The following is a 22,596-nucleotide window of genomic DNA, read 5'->3' on the forward strand; positions in this document are numbered from 1 at the left end:
TCATGCCTATAGGAATAATAGGGAAACTGGCGCGGCCCGGTGCCGCGCGCTCGCGGACTCCCCGGCCGCCACCCGCACTTCAGGGCGCGCGGACGATCTCGTACAGTGTCGGCCGACCCTGCCGAGGAGCGCGCATGACGGCCGACGCCCGCCGCACGGACCCCGCCCTCGGCACCCCCGCACCCGTTTCCGGCGGCCCGCGGGGCGGCTCGCGGCGGTGGATGTGGCTCGCCGCCTGGCCCGTCGTCGCCGCGCTCGCCCTGTCCAACGAGCCCGCGCCGCTGTACGTGCTGTGGCAGGGCCGGTTCGGCTTCTCCGCCGCCACGATCACGCTGATCTACGCCGCCTACATCGCCGGCCTGCTCGTCACCCTGACGTTCGCCGGCACCCTCGCCGACCGGTACGGCCGCAGGCCGGTGCTGCTGCCGGGGCTGGCGCTGTCACTCACCGCCGCGGCGCTCTTCGCCACCGCGGAGTCGGTCCCCGTGCTGGCCGTGGCGCGGCTGCTCAGCGGGTTCGCGGTGGGCGCGGTGCTGGCGGCGGGGATGGCGGCGGTGGCGGACCTGGCGCCGCCGGGGCAGAAGCAGTTCGGCGGGCTGGTCGCGTCCGCGTCGATGGTCGGCGGGGCGGCGCTGGGGCCGATGCTCGCCGGGGTGCTGTCGGAGACGCTGCCGCACCCCACCCGGCTGGTCTTCGTGGTGCAGACGGGCCTGCTGCTCGTCGCGCTCGCAGTGGTGCTGCGGATGCCGCTGTCCCGGCCCGGGGAGCGGCGTGGGGAGCAGCCGGGCGGGGGAGCGGAGGACGAAGCCGGGGCCGGAGGCGCGGCGGATCCGGCACCCCGGCGTGCACGCCGGCTCGTACGCATCCCGTCCGTGCCCCGCCCGCACCGCCGCACCCTGCTGCTGAGCCTCGCCGTCCTCGCCCCGGGCATGACCGCCACCGGCTTCGTGCTCTCCCTCGGCCCGGCCCTGCTGGCCGACTTGCTGGACAGCGACAACCGCGCGCTCGCCGGCGGCATGATCTTCCTGCTCTTCGCGGCGGCGACCGGCGTGCAGTTCGCGGTGCGCACCCTGCGGGTACGCGTCCTCTTCACCCTGGGCGCCGTACTGACCACCGCCGGCATGGCGGCGCTGGTGCTCGCGACCGCCGTCACCTCGGTGCCGCTGCTGCTGGCCGCCGCGGTGCTGGCCGGGCTCGGCCAGGGCAGCGCGCAGCTCGGCGGGCTCAGCACGCTCAGCGCCCGGATACCGGCCACCCGGCTCGCCGAGGCCAACGCGGCGCTCACCGGCGGCGGTTACCTGATGGCCGGCGTGCTGCCGGTCGCCGCCGGGTACCTCAGCGACGCGGTGGGGCTGACGGCGGGCACCACGGCGTTCGGCGTCGCGGTCGCGGTGCTGGTGACGGCCGGCGCGGTGGCGGCGACCCGGCGCTGAGCCGCCGCCCCGGCGCGTCACCCCTCCGCGTCACCCACGCCGTGTGCGGCTCCGCGTCACCACTCCGCGTACGACCCGTCCGGGTGCCGCCACACCGGGTTGTGCCAGCTCTCCGCCGTCCCGTCCGCGGCCCGTACCGCCCGCTCGTCGATCTCCACGCCCAGCCCGGGCCCGGCCGGCCGCAGCAGGTGCCCCTCGTGGAAGCGGAAGACCTCCGGGTCTGCGACGTAGTCGAGCAGTTCCGCGCCGGTGTTGTAGTGGATGCCGATCGACTGCTCCTGGATGAGGAAGTTCGGCGTGCAGAACGCGAGTTGCAGGCTCGCGGCCAGCGCCAGCGGCCCCAGCGGGCAGTGCGGCGCGAGCGCCACGTCGAACGTCTCGGCCAGCGAGGCGATCCGCCGGCACTCCGAGATGCCCCCGGCGTGCGAGAGGTCCGGCTGCAGCACCGCGACACCCGCCCGCAGGGCCGGCAGCATCTCGGCGCGCGAGAACAGCCGCTCGCCCGTCGCCACCGGCAGTGCCGTCGAGCCGGTCACCCGCTCCAGCAGATGCGTGTGCTCGGGCAGCACCGGCTCCTCCACGAACATCGGCGCGTACGGCTCCAGCACCCCGATGGCCTTGATCGCGCCGGCCGCGGAGAACCGGCCGTGGAAGTCGACGGCGAAGTCCCGCTCCGGGCCGAGCGCGTCGCGCGCGGCCTCCGCGCGGGCGGCGACCCGGCGCAGCTCCGCGACGTTCGGCAGCCGGTCCATCCGCCCGGAGCCGTTCATCTTCACCGCCGTGAAACCCGCGTCCACCTGCGCGGCGACCTGGTCGCGCACCTCGCCCGGCTCGTCGCCGCCGACCCAGCAGTACGCGCGGGCGCGCTCGCGCACCGGGCCGCCGAGCAACTGGTGCACGGGCGCGCCGAACGCCTTGCCCGCGAGGTCCCACAGCGCCTGGTCGAGACCCGCGACCGCGGAGGAGAGCACCGGACCGCCGCGGTAGAAGGAGCCCTTGGTCATGAGCTGCCAGTGGTCCTCGATCCGCAGCGGGTCGGCGCCGAGGAGGAACTGGTCGGCGAGTTCGTGGACGGCGGTGCGGACGGTCGCCGCCCGGCCCTCCACCACCGGCTCGCCCCAGCCCACGAGGCCGTCGTCGGTTTCGATCCGGCAGAAGAGCCAGCGCGGCGGCACGGCGAAGGTCTCGACCCGGGTGATCTTCAACTGGCTACTCCTTGACGCTGCCCTCGGTCAGCCCGGTCTGCCAGAAGCGCTGGAGGACGAGCATCGCGACGGCCAGGGGGACGACGGACACGAAGGCTCCGCCGATGGTGTACTGCGTGAGTTCCGGCACCCGGTCCGCGGCCTGCTGCCAGGTGACCAGCCCGAGCGTGATCGGGTACTTCCGGTCGTCGGAGAGCATCACCAACGGCAGGAAGTAGTTGTTCCAGATGTGCACGAACTGGAAGAGGAAGACGGTCACCAGCGCCGGGGTCATGATCCGCAGCACCAGTGAGAAGAAGATCCGCCCTTCGCCCGCGCCGTCCACCCGCGCCGCCTCCAGCAGCGTGTCGGGCACCGCCGCCTCCGCGTAGATGCGGCACAGGTAGACGCCGAACGGGCTGACGACGCTGGGGATCAGGACGCCCCAGTAGGTGTTGGTCAGCTCCAGCTTGCTGAACATCAGGTACAGCGGCAGCGCCAGGGCCGTCGAGGGCAGCAGTACACCGGCGAGGACGAACGTGAACACCGCCTCCCGGCCCGCGAAGCGGTACTTGGCGAGGGCGAAGCCGGCCGCGGCGGACAGCAGCGTCGCCAGCACCGCGCCGACGCCCGCGTACAGCAGGGAGTTCAGCGTCCAGCGCAGGTAGACGTGCCCGTCGTAGCTGAAGACCCGGCTGAGGTTGTCCCACAGCCGCGGGTCGTCGAACCACAGGCCGAAGGAGCCGTAGAGGCTGTCGTTCGACTTGGTGGCCGCGACCAGCAGCCAGTAGACCGGCAGCAGGAAGTACAGCGCCGCCGCTGTGAGCACGGCGACCAGGAGGATGCGGCCGGGGCGCGGTGCCCGGCGTGGGCGCGGTGCGGGTGCGGCGGGCGGAGACCCGGCCACCGCGGTGCCGGTCGTGGTGGTCCTGGTGCCGGTGGCGCTCACCGCTCGCTCCTTTGCTTGCGGGTGACGAGGCTGAGGAATCCGAACGACAGCACCATGGCGACGACGGCGAGGATGACCGACTTGGCCGCCGCCAGATACAGGTTGGCGTTCGCGAAGGCGTCGAAGTACGCGCTGAGGTTGGGGGTGTAGTCGGTGGTGACGGCCGGGGCGACCTTCTTCAGCACCAGCGGTTCCGCGAAGAGCTGCATCGTGCCGATGATGGAGAACACGGTGGTCAGCACGAGGGCCGGGCGTACCAGGGGGAGCTTGATGCGCAGCGCTGTCTGCCACGGCCCGGCGCCGTCGATCCTTGCCGCCTCGTACAGCTCCTGCGGTACGGCCTTGAGCTGGGCGATGATGATCAGCATGTTGTAGCCGGCGAACTGCCAGACCACGATGTTGGCGACCGACCACAGCACGTTGTCGTAGCCGAGGAAGTCCGGCTGGAAGCCGAGGTCGCCGAGCACGGAGGTGACCGGGCTGACCCCGGGCACGTACAGGAAGCCCCACAGGATGGTGGCGATCACGCCGGGGATGCCGTACGGCAGGAAGTACGTGGCCCGCAGCAGTCCCGCCCAGCGGTGGGAGACCTGGTCCAGCAGCAGCGCGAGCACCAGCGCGAGCACCAGCATCACCGGCACCTGCACGATGCCGAAGAGCAGCACCCGGCCGAAGCCCTCGACGAACGTCTCCTGGTGCAGGGCCAGGGAGTAGTTCTCGAAGCCGGCGAAGCCGACGGACGGCTCGCCCAGGCCCATGGGGCCGCTGCGCTCGACCTTCAGCATGCTCTGGTAGACGGCGTAGAGGACCGGCACCACCATCGCGAACAGGTACAGCGCGAGGAACGGGCCGAGGAACGCCCACGCCTTGCGGTCGGGGCGGCCGCGGCGCCGGCCGCGAGCGGCCTTGCCGGACCGCGCCCGGCCGGGTTGCACGGAGGTGCTCATCGTGCGCTCCTCGCCTTGAGCCCCTTGGCCTTCAGGTCGTCCACGAACATGCCCTCGGCGTCCTTGAGCGCGTCCGCGAGCGAGCCGTGGCCGGCCAGGACGCGGCCGAAGGCGTCCTGGACGTGCGCGTACGACTGCGTCGTCGTCGGCGCGAAGCGCCAGGAGGTGTCGACGTTGCCGTCGGCGAGCTGGAAGACCTCGTTGTAGCGCTGGCCGCCGAAGAACGGGTCGGGCTTGCCGAGCGCGGAGTCCGCCAGCTCGATCTTCGCCGCCGGCCAGCCGTAGCCGGCGGCGATCAGCAGGTCGATCGCCGCCGGGTCGGTGTTGAGCCAGTGTGCGAACTCCAGCGCTTCCACCGGGTGCCGGCTGCCCTGGAGGATCGCCGTGGCCGAGCCGCCCCAGTTGGCGGAGGCGTGCCCGCCGCGTTCCCACTGCGGCAGTTCCGCGACGCGCCACCGGCCCTCGGTACGCGGCGCGTTGCCGCGGATCAGGGCGTCGTACCACTGCGCGCCCGGCCAGGTCGCGAGGTCTCCCGTCTGCAGCCCCTTGTAGAACGCGGACTGCGCGTCCTGGACGGGCGCCACGAGCCCGTCGGAGAGCATCCCGTCCCAGAAGTCGGCGACCTGGAGCGACTCCGGGCCCGCGAGGTCGACCACCCAGGTGTCGCCCTCGGTGGTCACCCAGTGGGCGCCGCGCTGCCAGGGGAAGGCGGCGAACCACTGGGCGTTGGCGGGCGGGAAGGCGGAGATGAGGGAGCCGCGCTTCTTGATCTTCACCGCGGCGGCCCGGTACTCGTCCCACGTGGCCGGGACCTCGATGTCCCACTTGTCGAAGAGGTCCCGGCGGTAGAACAGCCCCATCGGTCCCGACGCCTGCGGGATCGCGTAGGTCTTCCCGGCGAACACCCCCTGCTGCCACTGCCAGTCGACGTAGGCGCCCTTCAGCTCGTCGGCGCCGTACTCGCTCAGGTCCGTGAGGCCGTTCACGAGCATGAACTCGGGCAGCGCGTAGTACTCCACCTGCGCCAGGTCGGGCGGATCGCCCGCGGTGAGGGAGGAGTGCATCTTCTGGTAGCCGCCGGAGGTGTTGGCCGGCACCGTCTGCACGTCGACCCGGACGTCCGGGTGCTGCTCGTTCCAGAGCGCCACGGCCTTCTGCAGGGGCACCCAGGTCCAGAAGGTCAGCGTGACCTTCTGCCCCGGCCTGCGCCCGGCCGCCGTGGTCGTACGGGCCGCGCCGACCTGCTCGCCGCAGCCGGCCAGTGCGGGCGCGGCGGCCGCCGCCGCGCCCCACGCCAGGATCTTCCTTCGGGTGGGCATCCGACCTCCTTGTCAGTGCACTCCTCAGGTCTGCAGGACGACGACTCCGCGGGCGGGCAGGTCGACGGAGGCGACCGGGCCTGCCGCGGGGTCGGCGCCGTCGCCGGCGACCGCGGGCATCGGCGCGGGCAGGGTGACGGTCGCGGTGCCGGCACCGTGGTTGAGCAGGAAGAGGAAGCGTCCCTCCGCGCCCTCGCGCACGGTGGCCTGGATCCCCGCCGGCAGCCCCGGCAGCACCGGTTCCACCCCCGCCCCGGCGCGTACCCGGTCCACCAGGCTGCGCATCTCCGCCGCCGGCAGCCGGGTGCCCGCGTACCAGGCGACTCCGTCCCCGTACGCGTGCCTGGTGAGCGCCGGCCGCCCGGCCAGCTCGCCCGCGCCGAACGCCGCGACGGCCTCCGCGCCTTCGAGGTCGATCGCCTCGGACCACAGGTCGCCGCTGCCGGTCAGCGTCCCGGTCAGCGGCAGGTGCTGCCCCTCGGCCAGCGGCCAGAACTCCTCGACGCGCAGCCCCAGCACCTCGCGCAGCGGCGCCGGATAGCCGCCGAGGTACACGCGGTCGCAGTCGTCGGAGATGCCGGTGAAGTACGAGACGAGCAGGTGGCCCCCGGCGCGTACGAACTCCGTCAGCCGGGCGCCCGTCTCCGCGCTCATCAGGTACAGGTTGGGCACCACCACCAGCCGGTACGCGGACAGGTCGCGGTCCGGCGGCACGACGTCGCACTCCACGCCCGCGTCGAAGAACGGCCGGTAGTGGCGGCCCAGCGTCTCGGCGAAGTCCAGGTCAGCGGACGGGTGCGAGCCCTGCTCCAGCGCCCACCAACTGTGCCAGTCCGCGAGCAGTGCCACCTCCGGGCGCGAGCGCCCGCCCGCGAGCTGCGGGACGGCGGCCAGCTCCCGGCCCAGCGCGCGCACCTCGCGGAAGATCCGGGTGTCGGTGCCGGCGTGCGGCACCATCGCCGAGTGGAACTTCTCGGCGCCGCCGGGGGTCGCCCGCCACTGGAAGTACAGCACCGCGTCCGCACCCTGCGCGACGGCCTGCCAGCTCCACAGCCGCATCGAGCCGGGCGGCTTGGGGCTGTTGCGGGCCCGCCAGTTGACGGCGCTGGGCGCCTGCTCCATCAGCATCCAGGGGCGCCCGCCGCCCGCGGAGCGGGTCACGTCGAAGGCGAGGGCCGCGCGGACGTGCGTCTCGGGGTCGTACGGGTCCTGGTAGAAGTCCAGCGCCTGGACGTCCTCGTGCGCCGCCCAGGCGTACGGGTCGACGGGCTTGTGCAGCGGCATGTGGTTGGTGGTGACGGGCACGTCGGGGGTGATCCGGCGCAGCGCCTCCTTCTCGGCGAGGTAGCACTGCAGCAGCGCGTCGTCGCAGAAGCGGGCGTAGTCCAGCACCTGGGCGGGGTTGGGGTGGGTGGGGGTGGTGCGCGGCGGGAGTACCTCCTCGAAGGTGCCGTAGCGCTGGGACCAGAAGGTGGTGGCCCAGGCGGTGTTCAGCGCCTCGGCGGTGCCGTACCGCTCGCGTAGCCAGCGGCGGAAGTCGGCGGCGGAGACGTCGCAGTAGCAGCGGGGGTTGGAGCAGCCGTACTCGTTGCCGATGTGCCAGCTCTCCAGGGCGGGGTGGGTGCCGTAGCGGGTGGCCAGCTCGGTGACCAGGCGCACGGCGTGCTCGCGGTAGACCGGGCTGGAGGGGCAGAAGTGCTGGCGTGAGCCGGGCCACCTGCGGACGCCGTCGGCATCCTGCGGCAGCACCTCGGGGTGCCGCTCGGTCAGCCACGGCGGCGGGGAGGCGGTCATCGTCGCCAGGCAGACGCGGATGCCCGCGCCGTGCAGGTCGTCCAGCACCCGGCCGAACCAGTCGAAGTCGTACGCGCCGGGCCGCGGTTCGACCAGCGCCCAGGAGAAGATCCCGGCCGTGACCATGGAGACCCCGGCCTCCTGCATCAGCCGGATGTCCTCCGCCCTGACCTCCTCGGGCCAGTGCTCGGGGTTGTAGTCGCCACCGAAGTGGATGCGCGCCACGCTGCCTCCGCCCCTCTTGCTCAATTCTTAAATTACGAATTAACCTTGCGGGGAAACGTAGAAGTGCCGCGGCGGATACGTCAACACCCGGAGCGTGACCTCGTGACAGCAGCCGGAGCCACGCAAGTCCCGCACACCGCACGCTTCGGCGGCCGCACCGCCGTCGTCACCGGGGCCGCCGCCGGCATCGGCGCGGCCACCGCCCGGCGGCTCGCCGCCGAGGGCGCCGCGGTCGTCGTCGCCGACGTCGACGGCGACCGGGCGGAGGCCACGGCTGCGGAGATCGGCGCCGCGGGCGGCACGGCGGCGGCCGTCGTCGCGGACGTGGCCGGGGAGGACGGCTGGGCCCGGATCCTGGCCGCGGCCGGGGACTTCGGGCCCGTCGGCGTCCTCGTCTCCAACGCCGTCGCCGTCGACGTCGCCCCCGCGCACGAGACGTCGCCCGCCTCCTGGCGGCGCCAGGTCGACGTCGGCCTGACGGCCGCGTTCCTCGGCTTCCGCGCCTGCCTGACCGGGCTGCGCGCGCAGCAGGGCGCCCCCGGCGCCGCGGTGCTGGTCTCGTCCGTGCACGCCAGGCACGGCATCCCGGGACACCCCGCGTACGCCGCCGCCAAGGGCGGGCTGCTGTCGCTGGCCGGCCAACTGGCCGTCGAGTACGGCCCGTCGGTGCGGGTGAACAGCGTGCTGCCGGGACCGGTGCTCACCCGGCTCTGGGACCGGGTCCCCGAGGAGGACCGCAGGGCCAGCGCCGCGCAGACCGCCGCGGGGCGGCTGGGCGCGCCGGAGGAGGTGGCCGCCGCCGTCGCCTTCCTCGCCTCGCCCGAGGCGTCCTACGTCACCGGTGCGAGCCTGGTCGTGGACGGCGGCTGGAGCGTCGTAAAGTCATCGGCCTGAGCGCGGGGGCGCCGCGGGGGCGGCGGGAGCACGGCGAGCGGGGACGTGAGGGAGGAGCGAGCGGCCATGACGGGTTACGCGCGCCGCGGGGTGCACGGGCAGACGGTGGAGACCCTCGCGCACCGGGTACTCGGCGGTGAGATCGCCGAGGGCGCCACCCTCGACCTCGCCGCACTCCAGGCCGAGTTGGGGGTCAGCCTCACCGCGCTGCGCGAGTCGCTGAAGGTGCTGGCGGCCAAGGGCATGGTCGACGCCCGGCAGAAGCGCGGCACGTTCGTCCGGCCGCGCGCCGACTGGCACCTCCTCGACGCCGACGTGCTGCGCTGGCGCTTCGAGACCGCGGGCCGGCAGCAGGGCGAGGGCGCCGCCGCGCGGGCCGCCTCCCCGCTGCTGCGCGACCTGGACGAGGTGCGCGGCATCGTCGAGCCCGCGGCGGTCCGGCTGGCCGCGGTGCGGCGCACGGACGCGGACCTGGTGGCACTGGAGGCGGCGCTCACGGCGATGGCCGGGGCGCGGGGCGGCGCGGCCGAGGCCGTCGCCGCGGACCTCGCGTTCCACCGCGCCCTGCTGGCCGCCTCGCACAACGAGCTGCTGGAGCGCATGGATCAGGTCCTCGCCAGCGGGCTGGCCGCCCGCGACCGTCTGGTGCACGGCCCAGGACACCACCCGCAGGACCCCGTGCCCGGCCACCGCGCCGTGCTAACGGCGATACGTGCGCAGGACCCGGACGCCGCGGAGGCGGCGATGCACCGGCTCCTCGCCCAGGCGGCCCGGGACCTGGCCGAGTTGTCCGCGGGCGGGCCCGACGCCAAGACCGCCGGCGGGCTCGCGGCGGAGCAGGCGGCCGGGGCGTAGCCCGTACGACGAACGCGCCCCGCCGCGCGGACGGATCCGCGCGACGGGGCGAAGGAGACTCCCGCGGGCCGGGGCCCCCGGAATCAGTACCAGTTGTTCGCCTGCCAGAACTCCCAGGCGCCGCACGGGCTGCCGTAGCGGTCGTTCATGTAGTCCAGGCCCCACTTGATCTGCGTGACCGGGTTGGTGCGCCAGTCCGCTCCGGCCGTGGCCATCTTCTCGCCCGGCAGCGCCTGCATCAGGCCGTACGCGCCGGAGCTGGGGTTCGTCGCGGTGTGGTCCCAGCCGCTCTCGCGCTCCACGATGCTGCTGAAGCAGGTGAACTGGTCGGCGGGCACGATCTCCCGGGCCGCCGCCTGGATGCCCGACTCGGTGGTCGGCACGCTCGCCTGCGACGCCTCGGTGGCGCCGCCGGAGCCGCCGGAGCTCTTGGACGCCGACGAGCCGTTCGGGTCGATCGACTTGTCGACCTTGCCGCCCTGGGTGTCGACGCGCAGCTCGGTGCCGACCTTCAGCGCGGCCGGGTTCTCGCCGATCGCCTTCTCGTTGTCGACGTACACCCGCTGCCAGCCGCCGGGCACGTCGTACTTCGCGGCGATCTTGGCCAGCGTCTCGCCGGCGCCGACGGTGTGCTCGACGTAACGCTGCTGCTTCTGTTCGGTCTTGGCGGCGGTCTGGTCGGCCTCGGCGGGCTTGCTCTCGGCCTTCTTGTCCCCCAGGTCGAGCTCCTGGCCCGGCAGGATCAGGTGGGGGTTGTCACCGACGGCTTCCTTGTTGGCCTCGTACAGCCGCTGCCAGTCGGGCCCGAATCCGTTGTCCTCGGCGATCTCCGAGAGGGTGTCGCCCTTCTCGACCGTATAGGCGTGCGCGGCGGTCGCCGCGATTCCGCCGGCGACGGGCAGGGCTATGCCCACCCCCGCGGCGGCGGCATAGCGGCGGGTGGAGCGCGACTTGGGCGCGCGCCGGGTGCCGGTTCCGGCCATGGTTGGCTCGCTCTTTCTCCGACGCCTGCGAGGTGAGCTGTCGGGTTCGGGCTGGAGTTGCCCGGCCGCGTCGTGCTGTGCGGCTTCACCCCGAGTCGGGGAGTGCGGTGCGGTCCTGCCACCGTGCTCCTGCCGACGGAGAAGTGGTTCCCCCGCTCCTGCCCGAACGGCTGTGGGGACGACGGTTCCGGGCTCCGACGGGCAGGACTCGGCGTACCGGAGCGCGGTGCTCGCGTGTGCGAACGACTCGGACACTAGGAGATCGAACGGCAGATCACAAGCGGATCACGGGTATCGACGCGTGGTCTGACGCTCCGTGGTGACGCGTGCACGCGTGGGGCGGTTGGGGCGTGTGTGACGTTCGGCACTCACGCTGAGGCGCAGCGTCTCCAACAGAGGCTGCCCGGCGGGTACGACGAGACCGTGCACCCCGCGCTCCGCGGCGCCGGCGAGCGCGGTCCGCCAGGCGTCGGGACCTGCGGGCGCCGCCGCCGGAGTCCAGCGCCCGGCGCCCGGCTCCTCGTAGCCGGGGCCGGCGGGCGCGAGCCGGCGGAAGGCGGGCACCGTCGGTGCCACGGCGCCGAGTTCGGCGCACCGCCGGGAGTCGGCGGCGAGCGCGAGCCGGCCGCCGCTCAGCAGCACCACGGTGGCCAGCGCCCGGGCCAGCAGCGCGGCCTGCGGGACGCTGTCGGGCAGCGCGACCACCAGCCTCGCCCGGCCGGTGGCGGCGGCCAGGGCGGCGGCGAGCGCCAGCACGTCGTGCGCCGGGTCGGGACCGCCGTCCAGCCACAGCGCGTCGGCGCCCGCGGAGTCGTACGCCGCGCACTCCGCCAGCCAGTCCGCGGGCTCCTCCGGCAGCCGGGGGAGCAGCACCCCGACACGGACCGCCGGCGGGACCGCGCCTGCGGAGGGGGGTGGAGATGCGCTCATCGCGGGGCCTCCCCGGGGCTGACGAGGCCATCGGGGGCATACCGTACGCCGATACGTCGCGGAAGGCAGCGGTGCGGACACCCGCGGTTCATGATTTCTGGAATTTCATCTGCCGTGCCCCCGGGCGGCGTTGCGCGCCCGTACCCCGGCAAACGCCGAGGGAGGGGACCCCCCCGGGGTGTCCCCTCCCTCTCTGTGCTCCCGGCCGGTGGCCCACGTCAGTGCGGTTGGGCCACACCCCCGTTCGCCGGGATGGGCTCGCCGTCCGGCTCGGACGGCGAGTGGACCGGGCGGCGCGGCAGCCGGTGCGGGGGTGCCGCGCCGGGCGCGGTCACACCGGGCTCCGTGACAGCAGGAAGTCGGCTTCGCCGGCCTTGGCACCCTCGATGAACGCGTCCATCTCGCCGGGGGTGTAGATGAGGGCGGGACCGTCGGGGTGCGCCGAGTGCCGTACCGCTATCCGGCCGTCCCGCAGCTTCATGGCCTCGACGCAGTTGCCGCCGTTGCCGCCGCTCCACGGCTTGTGCCAGCCCTCGGTGCCGAGGTCCGCCGCCGGCATGCCGTTGTAAATGCGTTCCATTCACAGCTCCTTGCGGAAGTCCCGGAGGATTTCCTTCGTGCGTTTTGCCGTCGCCGCCTGGGCCGCCATGTGGTCCAGGGCGGCGAGGTGTGTGGCCACCTCGTGCCGGCCGTCGAGGTAGACGGCGCCGGTGAGGTACTCGGTGTAGATCATGTCCGGCAGCTCGGGCATGGCGAACCGGAAGAGAACGAAGGGGCTGTACGTGCCCGGATGGTGGCCGGTGCGGAACTCCGCCATCTGGAGCGTGACGTTGGGCAGCGACGCGATGTCGAGGAGCCGGTCGATCTGCGTGCGCATCACCGCGCCGTCGCCCACCGGGCGGCGCAGGACCGTTTCGTCCATGATGGCCCAGAACCGGGGCGCTTCCTCGCGGGTGAGCAGGTCCTGGCGCTCCATGCGGAGCGCGACGTGCCGCTCGATCTCCGCGGGCGCGACCCGGCCGAGGGAGCCGACCTTCAGCACGTGCCGCGCGTAGTCCTCGGTCTGCATCAGACCGGGCACGAAGTGCGGCTCGTACGACCTGATGAGCGACGCGGCGCCCTCCAGGCTCACGTACATGCTGAACCAGTCGGGCAGGATGTCGTGGAAGCGCTGCCACCAGCCGGGCTCGTTGGCCTCCTCGGTCAGCGCGACGAAGGCGTCGATCTCCTCCTGGTCGATGCCGTACGCCTGCAACAGCAGTTGCACGTACGGAACCTTCAGCGCGACCTCGGCCGTCTCCATCCGGCGCACGGTGGCGGGGGCGACGCGCAGGGTCTTCGCAGCTTCCTCACGCTTGAGCCCGGCCTGCTCGCGCAGCTCCTGGAGCCGCTTGCCGAGCACGACCTGCCCCACGGTCGGCGCAGACCGCGGTTCGCTCACGCCATACCTCCCTGTCGGAACTGCCTCAAGCAGTGTGCCACGCCCCGGGCGTGGCGAACACAGTGCAACGGCAACTCTGAAAAATTCACAGTGGGGGTTGCCAAGTGGCCGCGGCGGGGCCATAGTTTGGGATGTGAGCCAGTCCACACAGCCGCATCAGACGGGGGTCGTGACACAGGATCCCGGCTTGCCGGGATTCCGTTCGGGGGTCGATGCGGTGCGGTGCGGTTTCGAGGTGCCAGGTCAGGCGGACGCCGTTACGGTCGCCCGCCGGCTGGCCCGCGAGCAGATGCGCCGCTGGGGGGTGGAGGGCGAGGTGGGCGACAGCGCCACCCTCGTCCTCTCGGAACTGGTGACCAACGCACTGCTGCATACGGGGAGTCGGCGCATAGGGTGCGAACTGCGCTGCAGCGCCGACCGCCTGCGGCTGGCCGTCACCGACCAGGGTGTCGAGCCGGGAAGCCTGCGGGTGCAGCGGTCGTCCGCGGACGAGCAGGGTCGGGGGCTCCTGCTCGTCACCGCGGTCAGCAGTAGCTGGGGGGCATACGACGCGCGGCCCGGCCCGGGCCTGGTGGTCTGGGCGGAGCTGCAGCGCGAGGTGTCGGCGGCCGGGGGGGCCGCCGCGCCGCGCGCTTCCGGTACCCGTACCGGGGCCGGCCCGGCGGCCGGCGAGCGGGCGGCCGGATGATGCGCACCGAGCCCGGCGGCCGGCTCCGGCTGGCCGTACCGGGCGCTGGCGCCGCGGCCCTCGGCTGCGACGCGGTGGGCGTACCGCAGCGGATCGGCTACGACGTGATGGCCCGGCTTCCCCGCGTGGGCTGCGTCTTCGCCGACGGCAGCCGGTGGTGGTGGATCGTGCCGGCCGGCTCCGGTGCCGGTCTGCAGTGGCCGCGGAGCGTGCACTACGCTCCCGGCGCCGATATCTCGGGGGCGGCCGCCGGCACCGGCGGGCCGGCGGCCGTACCCCGGCTGGTGCACCGGCCGGCCGACGGGGTCCCGTACACGCCGCCGATCCCGCTGTTCCTACGGATCTGCCGGCGTACCGGCGTCGAGCCCGCCTGGTCCTGCGACGTCGCCCGGGCGGCCGCGGACCGCAGCGACGCCGCCTGAAGCACCCGTGGCGGACCGGCCGGCAGGCACCTCCTTGTTTCGGTTGCGGGGGAGGAGCCCGCGGCCGGCCCGCCGCGGGAATGACGAACCGCGGGCCGCGCCGCCGGGGGCGGCGGCGCGGGTCCCGCGGATCGTTGTCCTTCGTGCGTGCGGTGCCTACCGCGGAGTGCCGGGGTTCATCAGTCCCGGCTGCACAGCGCCACCATCGCGTCGTAGCTGGTCTCGGCCGCCCAGATGGAGCCCTGCGGCTCCTGCGGACCGCGGTCCTGCTCCCAGAAGTACAGCGGCAGCCCCGGCGCCCGCAGCCCGCTGAAGAAGCGGCGGAAGTCCAGCTCGCCCTGGCCGAAGACGACGTCGCGGTACTGGTTCGTCTGCGCCGGGTCCCGCACGCCGTCCTTGACGTGGAAGGCGATGTAGCGCTGCGGGGCGGCGTTGACGTAGTCCAGCGGGTCGAACTCGCCGAGCTGGTCGCGGAACCGGACCGAGGCGCCGAACGCCCAGAGGATGTCCAGCTCCAGGAAGACGTACCGCGGGTCGGTGCCGCTCAGGAAGAGGTCGTGGCGCCGCTTGCCCGGCCGGTCGGTGACCGGGCCGAACTCGTTGGTGTGGTTGTGCTGGTAGACCTTGAGGCCGTAGCCGCGGGCCACCTCGCCGGACTCGTTGAAGCGGTCGGCGCCGGCCTGGATCTCCGCCGCCGTACGGCCGGGGAAGTCACTGGCGGTGCCGACGTAGTCCATGCCCAGCGCGGCGGCGTTCTCGAACTCCCGCTCGCGGGTGCTCGCGTTGAGCAGCGCGTCGAGCCCGAGGTGGGCGCCACCGGCGCGCAGCCCGTTGTCGTCGAGCAGCTTGCGGAGCTTGGGGACGGTCATGTCCGGCTCGGCCGGCGAGGTGTAGCCGGCGAACTCGATGTGCTTGTAGCCGATCGCGGCCAGCTCGGTCAGCACGGGCGTGAAGCCGCGCTGCTGGATCTGGTCGCGGACGCTGTAGAGCTGCAGGCCGATACGGCCCTGGGGGATCAGGCCGCCGCGGCCGTTGCTGCGGGCGGCGGCGGGGGCCGCGAAGGCCCCGGCGCCCGCGGCCACGGCGGCGGTGCCGGCGGCGGCCCTGAGGAATCCACGGCGGTGCAGGCTGGGTTTGCTCATGTCGGATCTCTCCTGCGAAGTTCGGGTGTGGACGGGGTGGGAACCGCGGGGTGGCGTACGCGCGCACGCCACCCCGCGCCGTACCGGAAGGTCAGCCGACGATCTTCATGACCGCCCGGTCGCTGCCGGTGAGGCCGCCCGGGTCGGTGTACTCGGCGACGAACACGCCGGTGACGTTGCCCTCGGACGGGTCGTGACCCGCGACGGGCTCGGTCTGGATCGTGCCGCTGCAGCCCGCGGTGGTGCTCTGCGGGTGGCCGTGCGCGTCATGGCCCACGATGTAGTGCACGTTGACCTTGCTGCAGTCGACCGCGGCCTCGTCGGAGACCGTGACCTCGAACTGCACCGCGTCGCCGAAGTGGAACTCCTGCTGGTCGGCGGGCTTGACGAGGGTCACGACCGGGGCCTGGTTGCCCACGGTGATGTCGACGTCCTTGTACGCGGCCCGGCCCTTGCTGTCGGTGATCTGGAGGGCCGCCTTGTAGGTGCCGTCCTCGGCGTACGTGTGCGAGGGGCTGACGTCGGTGGAGTCGGTCCTGCCGTCACCGTCGAAGTCCCAGGCGTAGCGCACCCGGTCGCCGTCGGGGTCGGTGGTGCCTTCCGCGGAGAACCCGACGGTCAGCGGCGCGAGGCCCTTGACCGGCGAGGCGGTCAGCGCGGGCTTCGGCGCGTGGTTGCCGGTGCGGCCGATGTAGTCGATGCGGGAGAGCTGGGCGTCCGGGTTCTCGGAGAAGTAGCCGTCGCCGTACTCCAGGACGTAGAGGGCGCCGTCCGGGCCGAACTCCATGTCCATGGGGTTGTCGACGGGCGGCTTCCCGACCCCCTGGGCGACCGGGTTGATCGCCTCGACGGCGCCGGAGCCGTCGAGCCTGAACTCCTTGATGTAGTCGCGGGTCCACTCCCCGAACAGCGGGGTTCCGTCGTAGTAGCGCGGCCAGGCCACGCCGGGGTTCACCACCTCGGTGACCCGCTTGTACTCGTACGCCGGGCCGGCCATCGGGGCGATGCCGCCGGTGCCCAGGCCCGGGAACTCGGCGGACACGCCGTACGAGTACCAGACCTCGGGCTGCTCCACCGGGGGCAGCTCGGTGCGGCCGGTGTTGTGCGGCGAGGCGTTCACCGGCGCGGCGCAGTCGAAGGGCGCGCCGGAGGCGCCGGTGGCGAAGTCGTAGTCGTTGTACGGCAGCTTCGCGGTGGCGCAGTAGGGCCAGCCGTAGTTGGCGGGCTCGTCGAGCACCAGCCACTTGCCCTGTCCGGCGGGGCCGCGGGTGGAGCTGTTCTCGCGGGCGTCGGGGGAGTAGTCGGCCACGTAGACGTCGTCGGTCTGCGGGTCGATCTCCATCCGGTACGGGTTGCGCAGGCCCATGGCGTAGATCTCGGGACGGGTCTTCTCGGTGCCCGGCCTGAAGAGGTTGCCCTGGGGTATCGCGTACGAGCCGTTGCCGCGGACCTTGATGCGCAGCACCTTGCCGCGCAGGTCGTTGGTGTTCCCGGAGGTCCGCTGGGCGTCGAACGCCGGGTTGCGGTTGCCCCGTTCGTCGATCGGTGTGAAGCCGTCGGACTGGAACGGGTTGGTGTCGTCACCGGTGGTCAGATACAGGTTGTTCTCGGAGTCGAAGGCGATGTCGCCGCCGACGTGACAGCAGATGCCGCGGTCCACCGGGACCTGGAGGATCTTCTGCTCGGTGCCGAGGTCGAGGGTGTCGCCCTTGAGCTTGTACCGGGACAACTGCAGGTGGCCCTGGTAGCGGTCCCAGTCCTCCTGGGTGCCCTCGAACGGCGCGTCGCCCTCGTTGGCCGGGGTCACCGGGTCGTCGACCGGGGTGTCCAGCGGCGGCGAGTAGTAGAGGTAGACCCACTTGTTATGACTGAAGTCGGGGTCGATCGCGACGTTCTGCAGCCCCTCCTCGTCGTGCTGGTACACGTCCAACTCGGCGGCGAGCTTGTTCGTGCCGCCGTCCGGGTCGTTGATCCAGACCTTGCCGGCGCGGGTGACGTGCAGGACCCGCTTGTCCGGCAGGACGGCGAGGTCGAGCGGCTCGCCGGGGCGGTCGTTGAGCGTGATCTTCTCGAAGGCGGTATCCGGTGGCGGCGGCTCGGCGGCCTGCGGCGCCACCGCGGTCGCGCCGGGCGCGACCAGTAGCGCGGCGCTGACCGCGCCGGCGGCCAAAAGGGCCAGTCTGCGTAGCATTTCCCCTCCCAGGGGCTGGACGACAAGGCGGCTGGACACGCTCCTGGGTGGTCGGCCCGTTCGCGCCGTCCTTGATCGGCCCGCGCGCTGCGGCTCGTGCGCGGCTTTACGTCCCCCCGCCGTCCACGTCCCGACATGTGACGGCGGCCGGTTGGAGATTAGACCTCTTCCGTCGCAACGCCAATGCCTACGACCAGAATCGGCACGACTTTGTCTTTGGAAAGAGCAAACTGGGGTGTGATCAAGGACGGTTCGGCCCCGCCGGACGGGGCTGGATCGCCCGGCGGGGCCGCAGGGAGGGGCGTGGGCGGGCGCCGCGGGTTCAGCCCGCGGACGGGCCGCCGACGGGCACGTCCGACGCCTCGCGCTGCCGCGGCAGCAGCACCGGGGCCTCCTGGTGGTGCAGGACGACGTTGCGCACGGGGTGGGCGATCTCGATGCCCTCTTCCCGGTAGCGCAATTGCAGCCGCTTGATGAACTCGTGCTTGATCCGGAACTGGTCGCTGAACTCGACGGCACGCAGCACCACGGAGAAGCCGGCGCGCGAGTCGCCGAAGGTGTGGAAGCGGACCACCGGGTCGTGGTCAGGCACGCCGCCCTCGACCGCCGCCATGACCTCGTGCGCCACCTCCACCGTCACCCGCTCGACCAGGTCGAGGTCGCTGGAGAGCGCCACGCCCGCCTGCACGACGATGGACAACTCCTGCTCGGGGCGGTGGTAGTTGGTCATGATGGTGCTGGCGAGCTGGTCGTTGGGGATGACGACGAGGTTGTCCGACTGGGTGCGGATCACGGTGTTGCGCCAGTTGATGTCGGTGACGTAGCCCTCCTCGCCGCTGCTGAGCCGGATGTAGTCGCCGACCTGCACCGTTTTGGAGGCCAGGATGTGCACCCCGGCGAAGAGGTTGGCGAGTGTGTCCTGCAGCGCCAGCGCCACCGCGAGGCCGCCGACGCCGAGCGCGGTGAGCAGCGGGGCGATCGAGATGCCCAGGGTCTCCAGCAGGATCAGCAGCCCGATCGCCAGTACCGCGATGCGGGTGATGTTGACCAGGATGGTGGCCGAGCCCACTCCCTGCGAGCGGACCCCCATGAGCTGCGCGACCACCCGGGCCGCGGCGACAGTGACCGTCAGGATGAGCACGGCGACGACGATCTGCTCCACCGTGTGCTCGACCGGGCGCTTCAGCGGCAGCGCGGCGGCGGCGATCGAGACGCCGCCGGCCAGCGCGCCCCAGGGGGCCATCGTGCGCAGCGCGCCGACGAGGATGTCGTCGCCGGCCCAGCTCGTCCGGGTCGCGCCCTTGCCCAGCCAGCCCAGCAGCACGCGCAGGAGCAGGCCGGCGCCGATGCCGCCGAGTATCGCGGAGCCGGCGACGACCAGATCGTGCAGAGTGAGGGCTCGGTTCACCTTGATACCTGTCTTCGTTCGGGGACGGGGTACGACCGGACGCCTGTGCGATCCGGCGCGCTCGCCATCCTGCCGTATCCGGCGGGGCAGTTGGCCCCGCGGCCGCAGGAACCGGACGGTCCGGTCCCGTTTGCATTCGTGTGGGCCGCGCCGCTGCGGAGGCGGAAGTTCAGGGTCAGCCCTGAGGTGCGGTGCGCACCGCGCGGCTACGGTGGTCTGCACCGGCTCCGCTCCGCGGCGGGCACGCGGGGATGCGCGGGGGACGAACGGGGGCGCGCGTGGGGGACCGCCGCGGAGCGGCGGCCGGCACCGCGGTCCCGTCGCGGCGCGCCGACGCGCGCGCGACCGGCCGCGTGCGCCGCCGGTCCGGGGCTGCCGCCGCGGGGGTGCGGCCTGCCCCGGCGGGGGCGTTCAGCCGCGCAGATACCTGAGCACGGCCAGCACCCGCCGGTGGCCCGAGTCGTCCGACTCCAGGCCGAGTTTGGCGAAGATGTTCCGTACGTGCGTCTCCACGGTCTTGCCGCCGATCACCAGCTCCCGCGCGATGGCCTCGTTGGAGCGCCCCTCCGCCATCAGCGTCAGTACGTCCCGCTCCCGCGCCGTCAGCCCGGCCAGCGGCTCCGCCGCGCGCGCGGAGCGCATCAGGTGCGTGACCACCCGCGGGTCCACGACGCTCTGCCCCGCCGCCACCCGGCGCAGCGCGCCGGCCAGTTCGTCCGCGTCGGCGACCCGCTCCTTCAGCAGATAGCCGAAGCCGCGCGGATCCTCGGTGAGTGCCCGTACGACCGTGCCGGTCTCGACGTACTGCGACAGCAGCAGCACGCCCGTGCCCGGGTGCCGGGCGCGGATCGCGGCCGCGGCCCGCAGCCCCTCGTCGGTGTGCGTCGGCGGCATCCGGATGTCGAGCAGCACCGCGTCCGGGCGGTGCCGCCCGACCAGGGCGAGCAGCGGGTCCGCGTCGCCGCACTGCGCGGGGACCGCGACGCCCGCGTCGCCCAGCAGCCGGACGATGCCCTCGCGCAGGATCGCGGAGTCCTCGGCGACGATCACTCGCACGGCAGCTCCGCGACCACCCGCGTGCCGCCGCCGGGCGGGCTGTGCACCGTGAGCACGCCGCCCACCGCCGAGACCCGGTCGGCCAGCCCGCGCAGCCCGCCGCCGAGGTGGTCGTGCCGGGCGCCGCCGACGCCGTCGTCCACCGCCTCGACGACCAGCCGGCCGTCGCGGTGGCGGGCGCTGACGCTGACCGCCCGGGCGCGGGCGTGCTTGGCGGAGTTCGCCAGCGCCTCGCTGACCGTGAAGTACGCGGTGGCCTCGACGTGCGGCGCGAAGCGCCGGTCCTCCGCGGCGACCACCACCGGCAGCTCCGCCCGCCCGGCCAGCTCCCGCAGCGCGGACGCCAGCCCGTCGCGGGTCAGCACCGCCGGGTGGATGCCGTGCGCGAGGCCGCGCAGCTCCTCGACGGCCAGCCGCAGGCTCCGCTCCACATCGCCGACCGAGCGGCGCAGCTCCTCGTCGGGGTGGTCCGCCAGGCCCTTCTCCACCCGGCGCAGCGTCATCAGCGCGAAGACCAGCCGGGCCTGCGCCCCGTCGTGCAGGTCCCGCTCCAGCCGCCGGCGCTCGCTGTCCGCGGCCTCGACGACGCGGGCGCCCGCGGCCCGGGCCTCGGCCTGCAGCCAGACGTTCTCCAGCGCGAGCCGCAGCGCGGCGACCGCCGAGCGCAGCAGCTCCTCGTCCTCCGCGACCGCCGGATCGTGGCGCAGCAGCGCCAGCGGGGCGCCCCCGGCCGCGTCGATCCGGGTGCTGCCCGCCGGGGCCTCCTCGACCGGCTCGCCCGCCGCGTCCACGTACGCGCGGGCCTCCGGGCGCCACACGCCCAGCCGCAGCCCCGGGTCGCCGAGGACCGGCACCAGCGCCTCGCGCAGCCGCCCCGGGTCCGGGTCGCCGCCGACCTCCATCACCAGGCCGCCGACCTCCGCGCGCTGCAAGCGCATGCGCAGCAGCCCGACGAGGAAGGCGAGCGGCACGGCGGTCTGCGCCACGTCCGAGAACACGCCCACGGCGCCCTCGACCGGCTCGCCCGCGGGCACGAGCACCACGAGCACGTCCCACAGCAGGAAGGACGTGGCGACCAGGACGGCGAGCCAGGCCGGCAGCAGCGCGCGGCGGCGGGCGACGGAGGCGCGCCGCCAGCGCCGTACGACCGCCACCACCACGGCGATCGAGACGGCCCAGCCGATGGCGCGGAAGCCGGCGTCGAACGTGGGGAAGAGGTCGCCGAGCCCGGGGGTGAAGAGCGGGTTGGGGCCGCAGTCGCGGCAGGCGAGGTAGGAGCCGCCGGGATGGGCCGCCGGGTCGAAGGCCAGGGTGCGCAGCAGGCCGCCGGTGGCCACCAGGCCGTAGCCGAGGAGCACTATCCGGCGGGTGGCGGGCGAGTCGGTGCGGCCGTCGGGGTAGGCGAGGACGAGGTGGGCGAGGACGGCCACGTTCAGGCCCTCCCACCAGGAGCCGAGGGCGAAGAGCGCCGGGATCGTGGTGCCCTGGAGGTTGCCGAGGAACCAGGTGATACCCACCGCGGTCATCAGCGGTCCGGTGGCGTTGGCCGGGCGCCGCCACCAGGCGGCGAGGCCGGCGCCCGCGTAGGCCCAGCCGACGGCGAGGTCGCGCAGGAGGTCGGCGGTGGAGGCGCCGGTCCCGGCGTACGCCCAGGCGCCGACGCCGCCGGAGACGACGGCGGCCAGCGCGGCCGCCACCGTCCAGCAGCGCATGACCTGCGTCGGTTCCCGGGAGTGCACGGGCCAACGCTAAGGCATCCGGAGGGGTGGATGTCGCCGCGAGCGGGTCTGGCGGCGGCCTTGGCGGGCCGTCTGACCTGGGGCTTGACCCCGGAGAAGGCAATGCCGACTACCGGAAGGGTGAATTCCGGTAGTCGGTGTGACGGGCGTACGGGAAGCCGGGACCCCGGCGTCCGGCGGGGGGAGAGAGAGTGCCGGACGGCGGGGTCCCGGGGATCACGTACGCGCGGGGCGGGCCGCCGGGGGGACGGTGCGCGGCGGGCTCAGTAGGCGCCCCAGACGTTGTCGATCGAGCCGTAGCGGTCGGCGGCGTAGTTGCACGCGGCGACGATGTTGGCGACCGGGTCGACGATGCTCTTGGTGGTGCCGGTCACGTGGTAGGCGTCGAACGTGGGCGGGATCACCTGCAGCAGGCCCTGCGAGGGGACGCCGTTGACGGCGTTGATGTCCCAGTTGTTGATCGCCTTCGGGTCGCCGCTGGACTCGCGGATGATGTTGCGGTGGATCCCGTCGTACGTGCCGGGTATGCCGTGGCGGTCCATGACGTCCATCGCTTGCTTGATCCACTCGTCCAGGGTGTCGCCGGTCGTCGCGTGGGTGGCGGACGGCGCGGGGGCCTTGGACGGCGCGGGGGCCTTGGAGGGCGCGGGGGCCTTGGAGGGCGCGGGGGCCTTGGAGGGCGCGGGAGCCTTGGACGGCGCGGAGGGCTTGGCGGGCGCGGAGGCGTGGGCGGAGGCGGGGGCGGCGCTCTGCGGCGCGGCGGCGACGGCCTGCGGCGCGACCACGCCGGTGAGGGCGACGGCCGCGGCGGCCCAGCCGCCTGCGGCCAGCAGTCGTCGGCGGGCGGCGGCGGGTCGCAGAAGGGTGGGAGCAGACATGTGAGCGGGTCTCTTTCCGTGTGCCTACGTGGGGGGACGGCCGCCCGGAGTCGGCGAAAACGGGCGACTTGGGAAGTTTTAACGGACACAAACCGGTAATGTCACGCACCCCAGTTAC

General features: G+C 73.5%; 20 protein-coding genes and 1 riboswitch. Of the genes, 5 read left to right on the plus strand and 15 right to left on the minus strand.

Annotation, left to right across the window (positions count from 1 at the left end; genetic code table 11):
• Positions 1-134: 134 nt before the first annotated feature.
• A complete protein-coding gene (locus CXR04_RS31305; RefSeq protein ID WP_101425569.1) occupies positions 135-1,433 on the plus strand; it encodes an MFS transporter in 1,299 nt (432 codons plus the stop codon).
• Positions 1,434-1,489: 56 nt separating this feature from the next.
• On the opposite strand, the gene dgoD is transcribed toward CXR04_RS31305, so the two are convergent.
• The 5 genes from dgoD to CXR04_RS31330 are packed head-to-tail and all read right to left on the minus strand — an operon-like array spanning position 1,490 to position 7,851.
• Positions 1,490-2,638, minus strand: a complete 1,149-nt coding sequence (gene dgoD, locus CXR04_RS31310; RefSeq protein ID WP_101425570.1) for a galactonate dehydratase — start codon at positions 2,636-2,638, stop codon at positions 1,490-1,492.
• A 4-nt stretch (positions 2,639-2,642) separates the two neighbouring features.
• The gene (locus tag CXR04_RS31315; RefSeq protein ID WP_101425571.1) at positions 2,643-3,566 is read right to left on the minus strand and encodes a carbohydrate ABC transporter permease; all 924 of its coding nucleotides are present in this window, start codon (positions 3,564-3,566) and stop codon (positions 2,643-2,645) included.
• Positions 3,563-4,513 carry a carbohydrate ABC transporter permease gene (locus CXR04_RS31320; protein ID WP_101425572.1) on the minus strand — a complete coding sequence of 317 codons (951 nt, stop codon included), beginning with the start codon at positions 4,511-4,513 and terminating at the stop codon, positions 3,563-3,565. The genes CXR04_RS31315 and CXR04_RS31320 overlap by 4 nt, the downstream gene beginning before the upstream one ends.
• On the minus strand, positions 4,510-5,832 hold the full coding sequence (locus CXR04_RS31325) for an ABC transporter substrate-binding protein (protein ID WP_101425573.1): 1,323 nt from the start codon (positions 5,830-5,832) through the stop codon (positions 4,510-4,512). Before CXR04_RS31325 ends, CXR04_RS31320 begins: the two co-directional genes overlap by 4 nt.
• Positions 5,833-5,856: 24 nt before the next feature.
• Positions 5,857-7,851, minus strand: a complete 1,995-nt coding sequence (locus CXR04_RS31330; RefSeq protein ID WP_101425574.1) for a beta-galactosidase — start codon at positions 7,849-7,851, stop codon at positions 5,857-5,859.
• A 102-nt stretch (positions 7,852-7,953) separates the two neighbouring features.
• On the opposite strand from CXR04_RS31330, the gene CXR04_RS31335 reads away from it, so the two are divergent.
• On the plus strand, positions 7,954-8,745 hold the full coding sequence (locus CXR04_RS31335; protein ID WP_101425575.1) for an SDR family NAD(P)-dependent oxidoreductase: 792 nt from the start codon (positions 7,954-7,956) through the stop codon (positions 8,743-8,745).
• 66 nt (positions 8,746-8,811) lie between these two features.
• Entirely contained in the window at positions 8,812-9,600 is a 789-nt protein-coding gene (locus CXR04_RS31340) for a FadR/GntR family transcriptional regulator (protein WP_101425576.1), read from the plus strand.
• An 83-nt stretch (positions 9,601-9,683) separates the two neighbouring features.
• Here CXR04_RS31340 and CXR04_RS31345 read toward each other — a convergent pair whose 3' ends face one another.
• The 4 genes from CXR04_RS31345 to CXR04_RS31360 form a co-directional block, all read right to left on the minus strand.
• Complete coding sequence (locus tag CXR04_RS31345) at positions 9,684-10,583, minus strand: LysM peptidoglycan-binding domain-containing protein (protein ID WP_101425577.1); 900 nt, start codon at positions 10,581-10,583, stop codon at positions 9,684-9,686.
• Positions 10,584-10,590: 7 nt separating this feature from the next.
• Positions 10,591-10,765: riboswitch (cyclic di-AMP (ydaO/yuaA leader) on the minus strand.
• 103 nt (positions 10,766-10,868) lie between these two features.
• Positions 10,869-11,513 carry an LLM class flavin-dependent oxidoreductase gene (locus tag CXR04_RS31350; protein ID WP_101425578.1) on the minus strand — a complete coding sequence of 215 codons (645 nt, stop codon included), beginning with the start codon at positions 11,511-11,513 and terminating at the stop codon, positions 10,869-10,871.
• A 331-nt stretch (positions 11,514-11,844) separates the two neighbouring features.
• Complete coding sequence (locus CXR04_RS31355; RefSeq protein ID WP_101425579.1) at positions 11,845-12,093, minus strand: DUF397 domain-containing protein; 249 nt, start codon at positions 12,091-12,093, stop codon at positions 11,845-11,847.
• Positions 12,094-12,954: a helix-turn-helix domain-containing protein gene (locus CXR04_RS31360; protein ID WP_101425580.1), complete on the minus strand. Its 861-nt coding sequence runs from the start codon at positions 12,952-12,954 to the stop codon at positions 12,094-12,096.
• Positions 12,955-13,189: 235 nt separating this feature from the next.
• Between CXR04_RS31360 and CXR04_RS31365 the strand changes: the two genes are divergently transcribed.
• Both CXR04_RS31365 and CXR04_RS31370 read left to right on the plus strand, forming a co-directional pair.
• On the plus strand, positions 13,190-13,642 hold the full coding sequence (locus CXR04_RS31365; RefSeq protein WP_324843318.1) for an ATP-binding protein: 453 nt from the start codon (positions 13,190-13,192) through the stop codon (positions 13,640-13,642).
• Positions 13,639-14,064: a hypothetical protein gene (locus tag CXR04_RS31370; RefSeq protein WP_101425582.1), complete on the plus strand. Its 426-nt coding sequence runs from the start codon at positions 13,639-13,641 to the stop codon at positions 14,062-14,064. Before CXR04_RS31365 ends, CXR04_RS31370 begins: the two co-directional genes overlap by 4 nt.
• Positions 14,065-14,243: 179 nt before the next feature.
• Here the strand turns inward: CXR04_RS31370 and CXR04_RS31375 are convergent, their stop codons facing one another.
• The 6 genes from CXR04_RS31375 to CXR04_RS31400 form a co-directional block, all read right to left on the minus strand.
• Positions 14,244-15,206: a sugar phosphate isomerase/epimerase family protein gene (locus tag CXR04_RS31375; RefSeq protein ID WP_101425583.1), complete on the minus strand. Its 963-nt coding sequence runs from the start codon at positions 15,204-15,206 to the stop codon at positions 14,244-14,246.
• Positions 15,207-15,297: 91 nt separating this feature from the next.
• On the minus strand, positions 15,298-17,397 hold the full coding sequence (locus CXR04_RS31380; RefSeq protein ID WP_101425584.1) for a PQQ-dependent sugar dehydrogenase: 2,100 nt from the start codon (positions 17,395-17,397) through the stop codon (positions 15,298-15,300).
• 322 nt (positions 17,398-17,719) lie between these two features.
• On the minus strand, positions 17,720-18,805 hold the full coding sequence (locus CXR04_RS31385; protein WP_101425585.1) for a mechanosensitive ion channel family protein: 1,086 nt from the start codon (positions 18,803-18,805) through the stop codon (positions 17,720-17,722).
• A 411-nt stretch (positions 18,806-19,216) separates the two neighbouring features.
• Complete coding sequence (locus tag CXR04_RS31390; protein ID WP_101425586.1) at positions 19,217-19,855, minus strand: LuxR C-terminal-related transcriptional regulator; 639 nt, start codon at positions 19,853-19,855, stop codon at positions 19,217-19,219.
• Positions 19,852-21,600, minus strand: a complete 1,749-nt coding sequence (locus tag CXR04_RS31395; protein WP_234380568.1) for a sensor histidine kinase — start codon at positions 21,598-21,600, stop codon at positions 19,852-19,854. The genes CXR04_RS31390 and CXR04_RS31395 overlap by 4 nt, the downstream gene beginning before the upstream one ends.
• Before the next feature lie 263 nt (positions 21,601-21,863).
• Positions 21,864-22,478 carry a transglycosylase SLT domain-containing protein gene (locus CXR04_RS31400; RefSeq protein ID WP_101425587.1) on the minus strand — a complete coding sequence of 205 codons (615 nt, stop codon included), beginning with the start codon at positions 22,476-22,478 and terminating at the stop codon, positions 21,864-21,866.
• Positions 22,479-22,596: the final 118 nt, after the last annotated feature.

It is taken from the genome of Streptomyces sp. CMB-StM0423 (assembly GCF_002847285.1).
Lineage (GTDB): Bacteria > Actinomycetota > Actinomycetes > Streptomycetales > Streptomycetaceae > Streptomyces.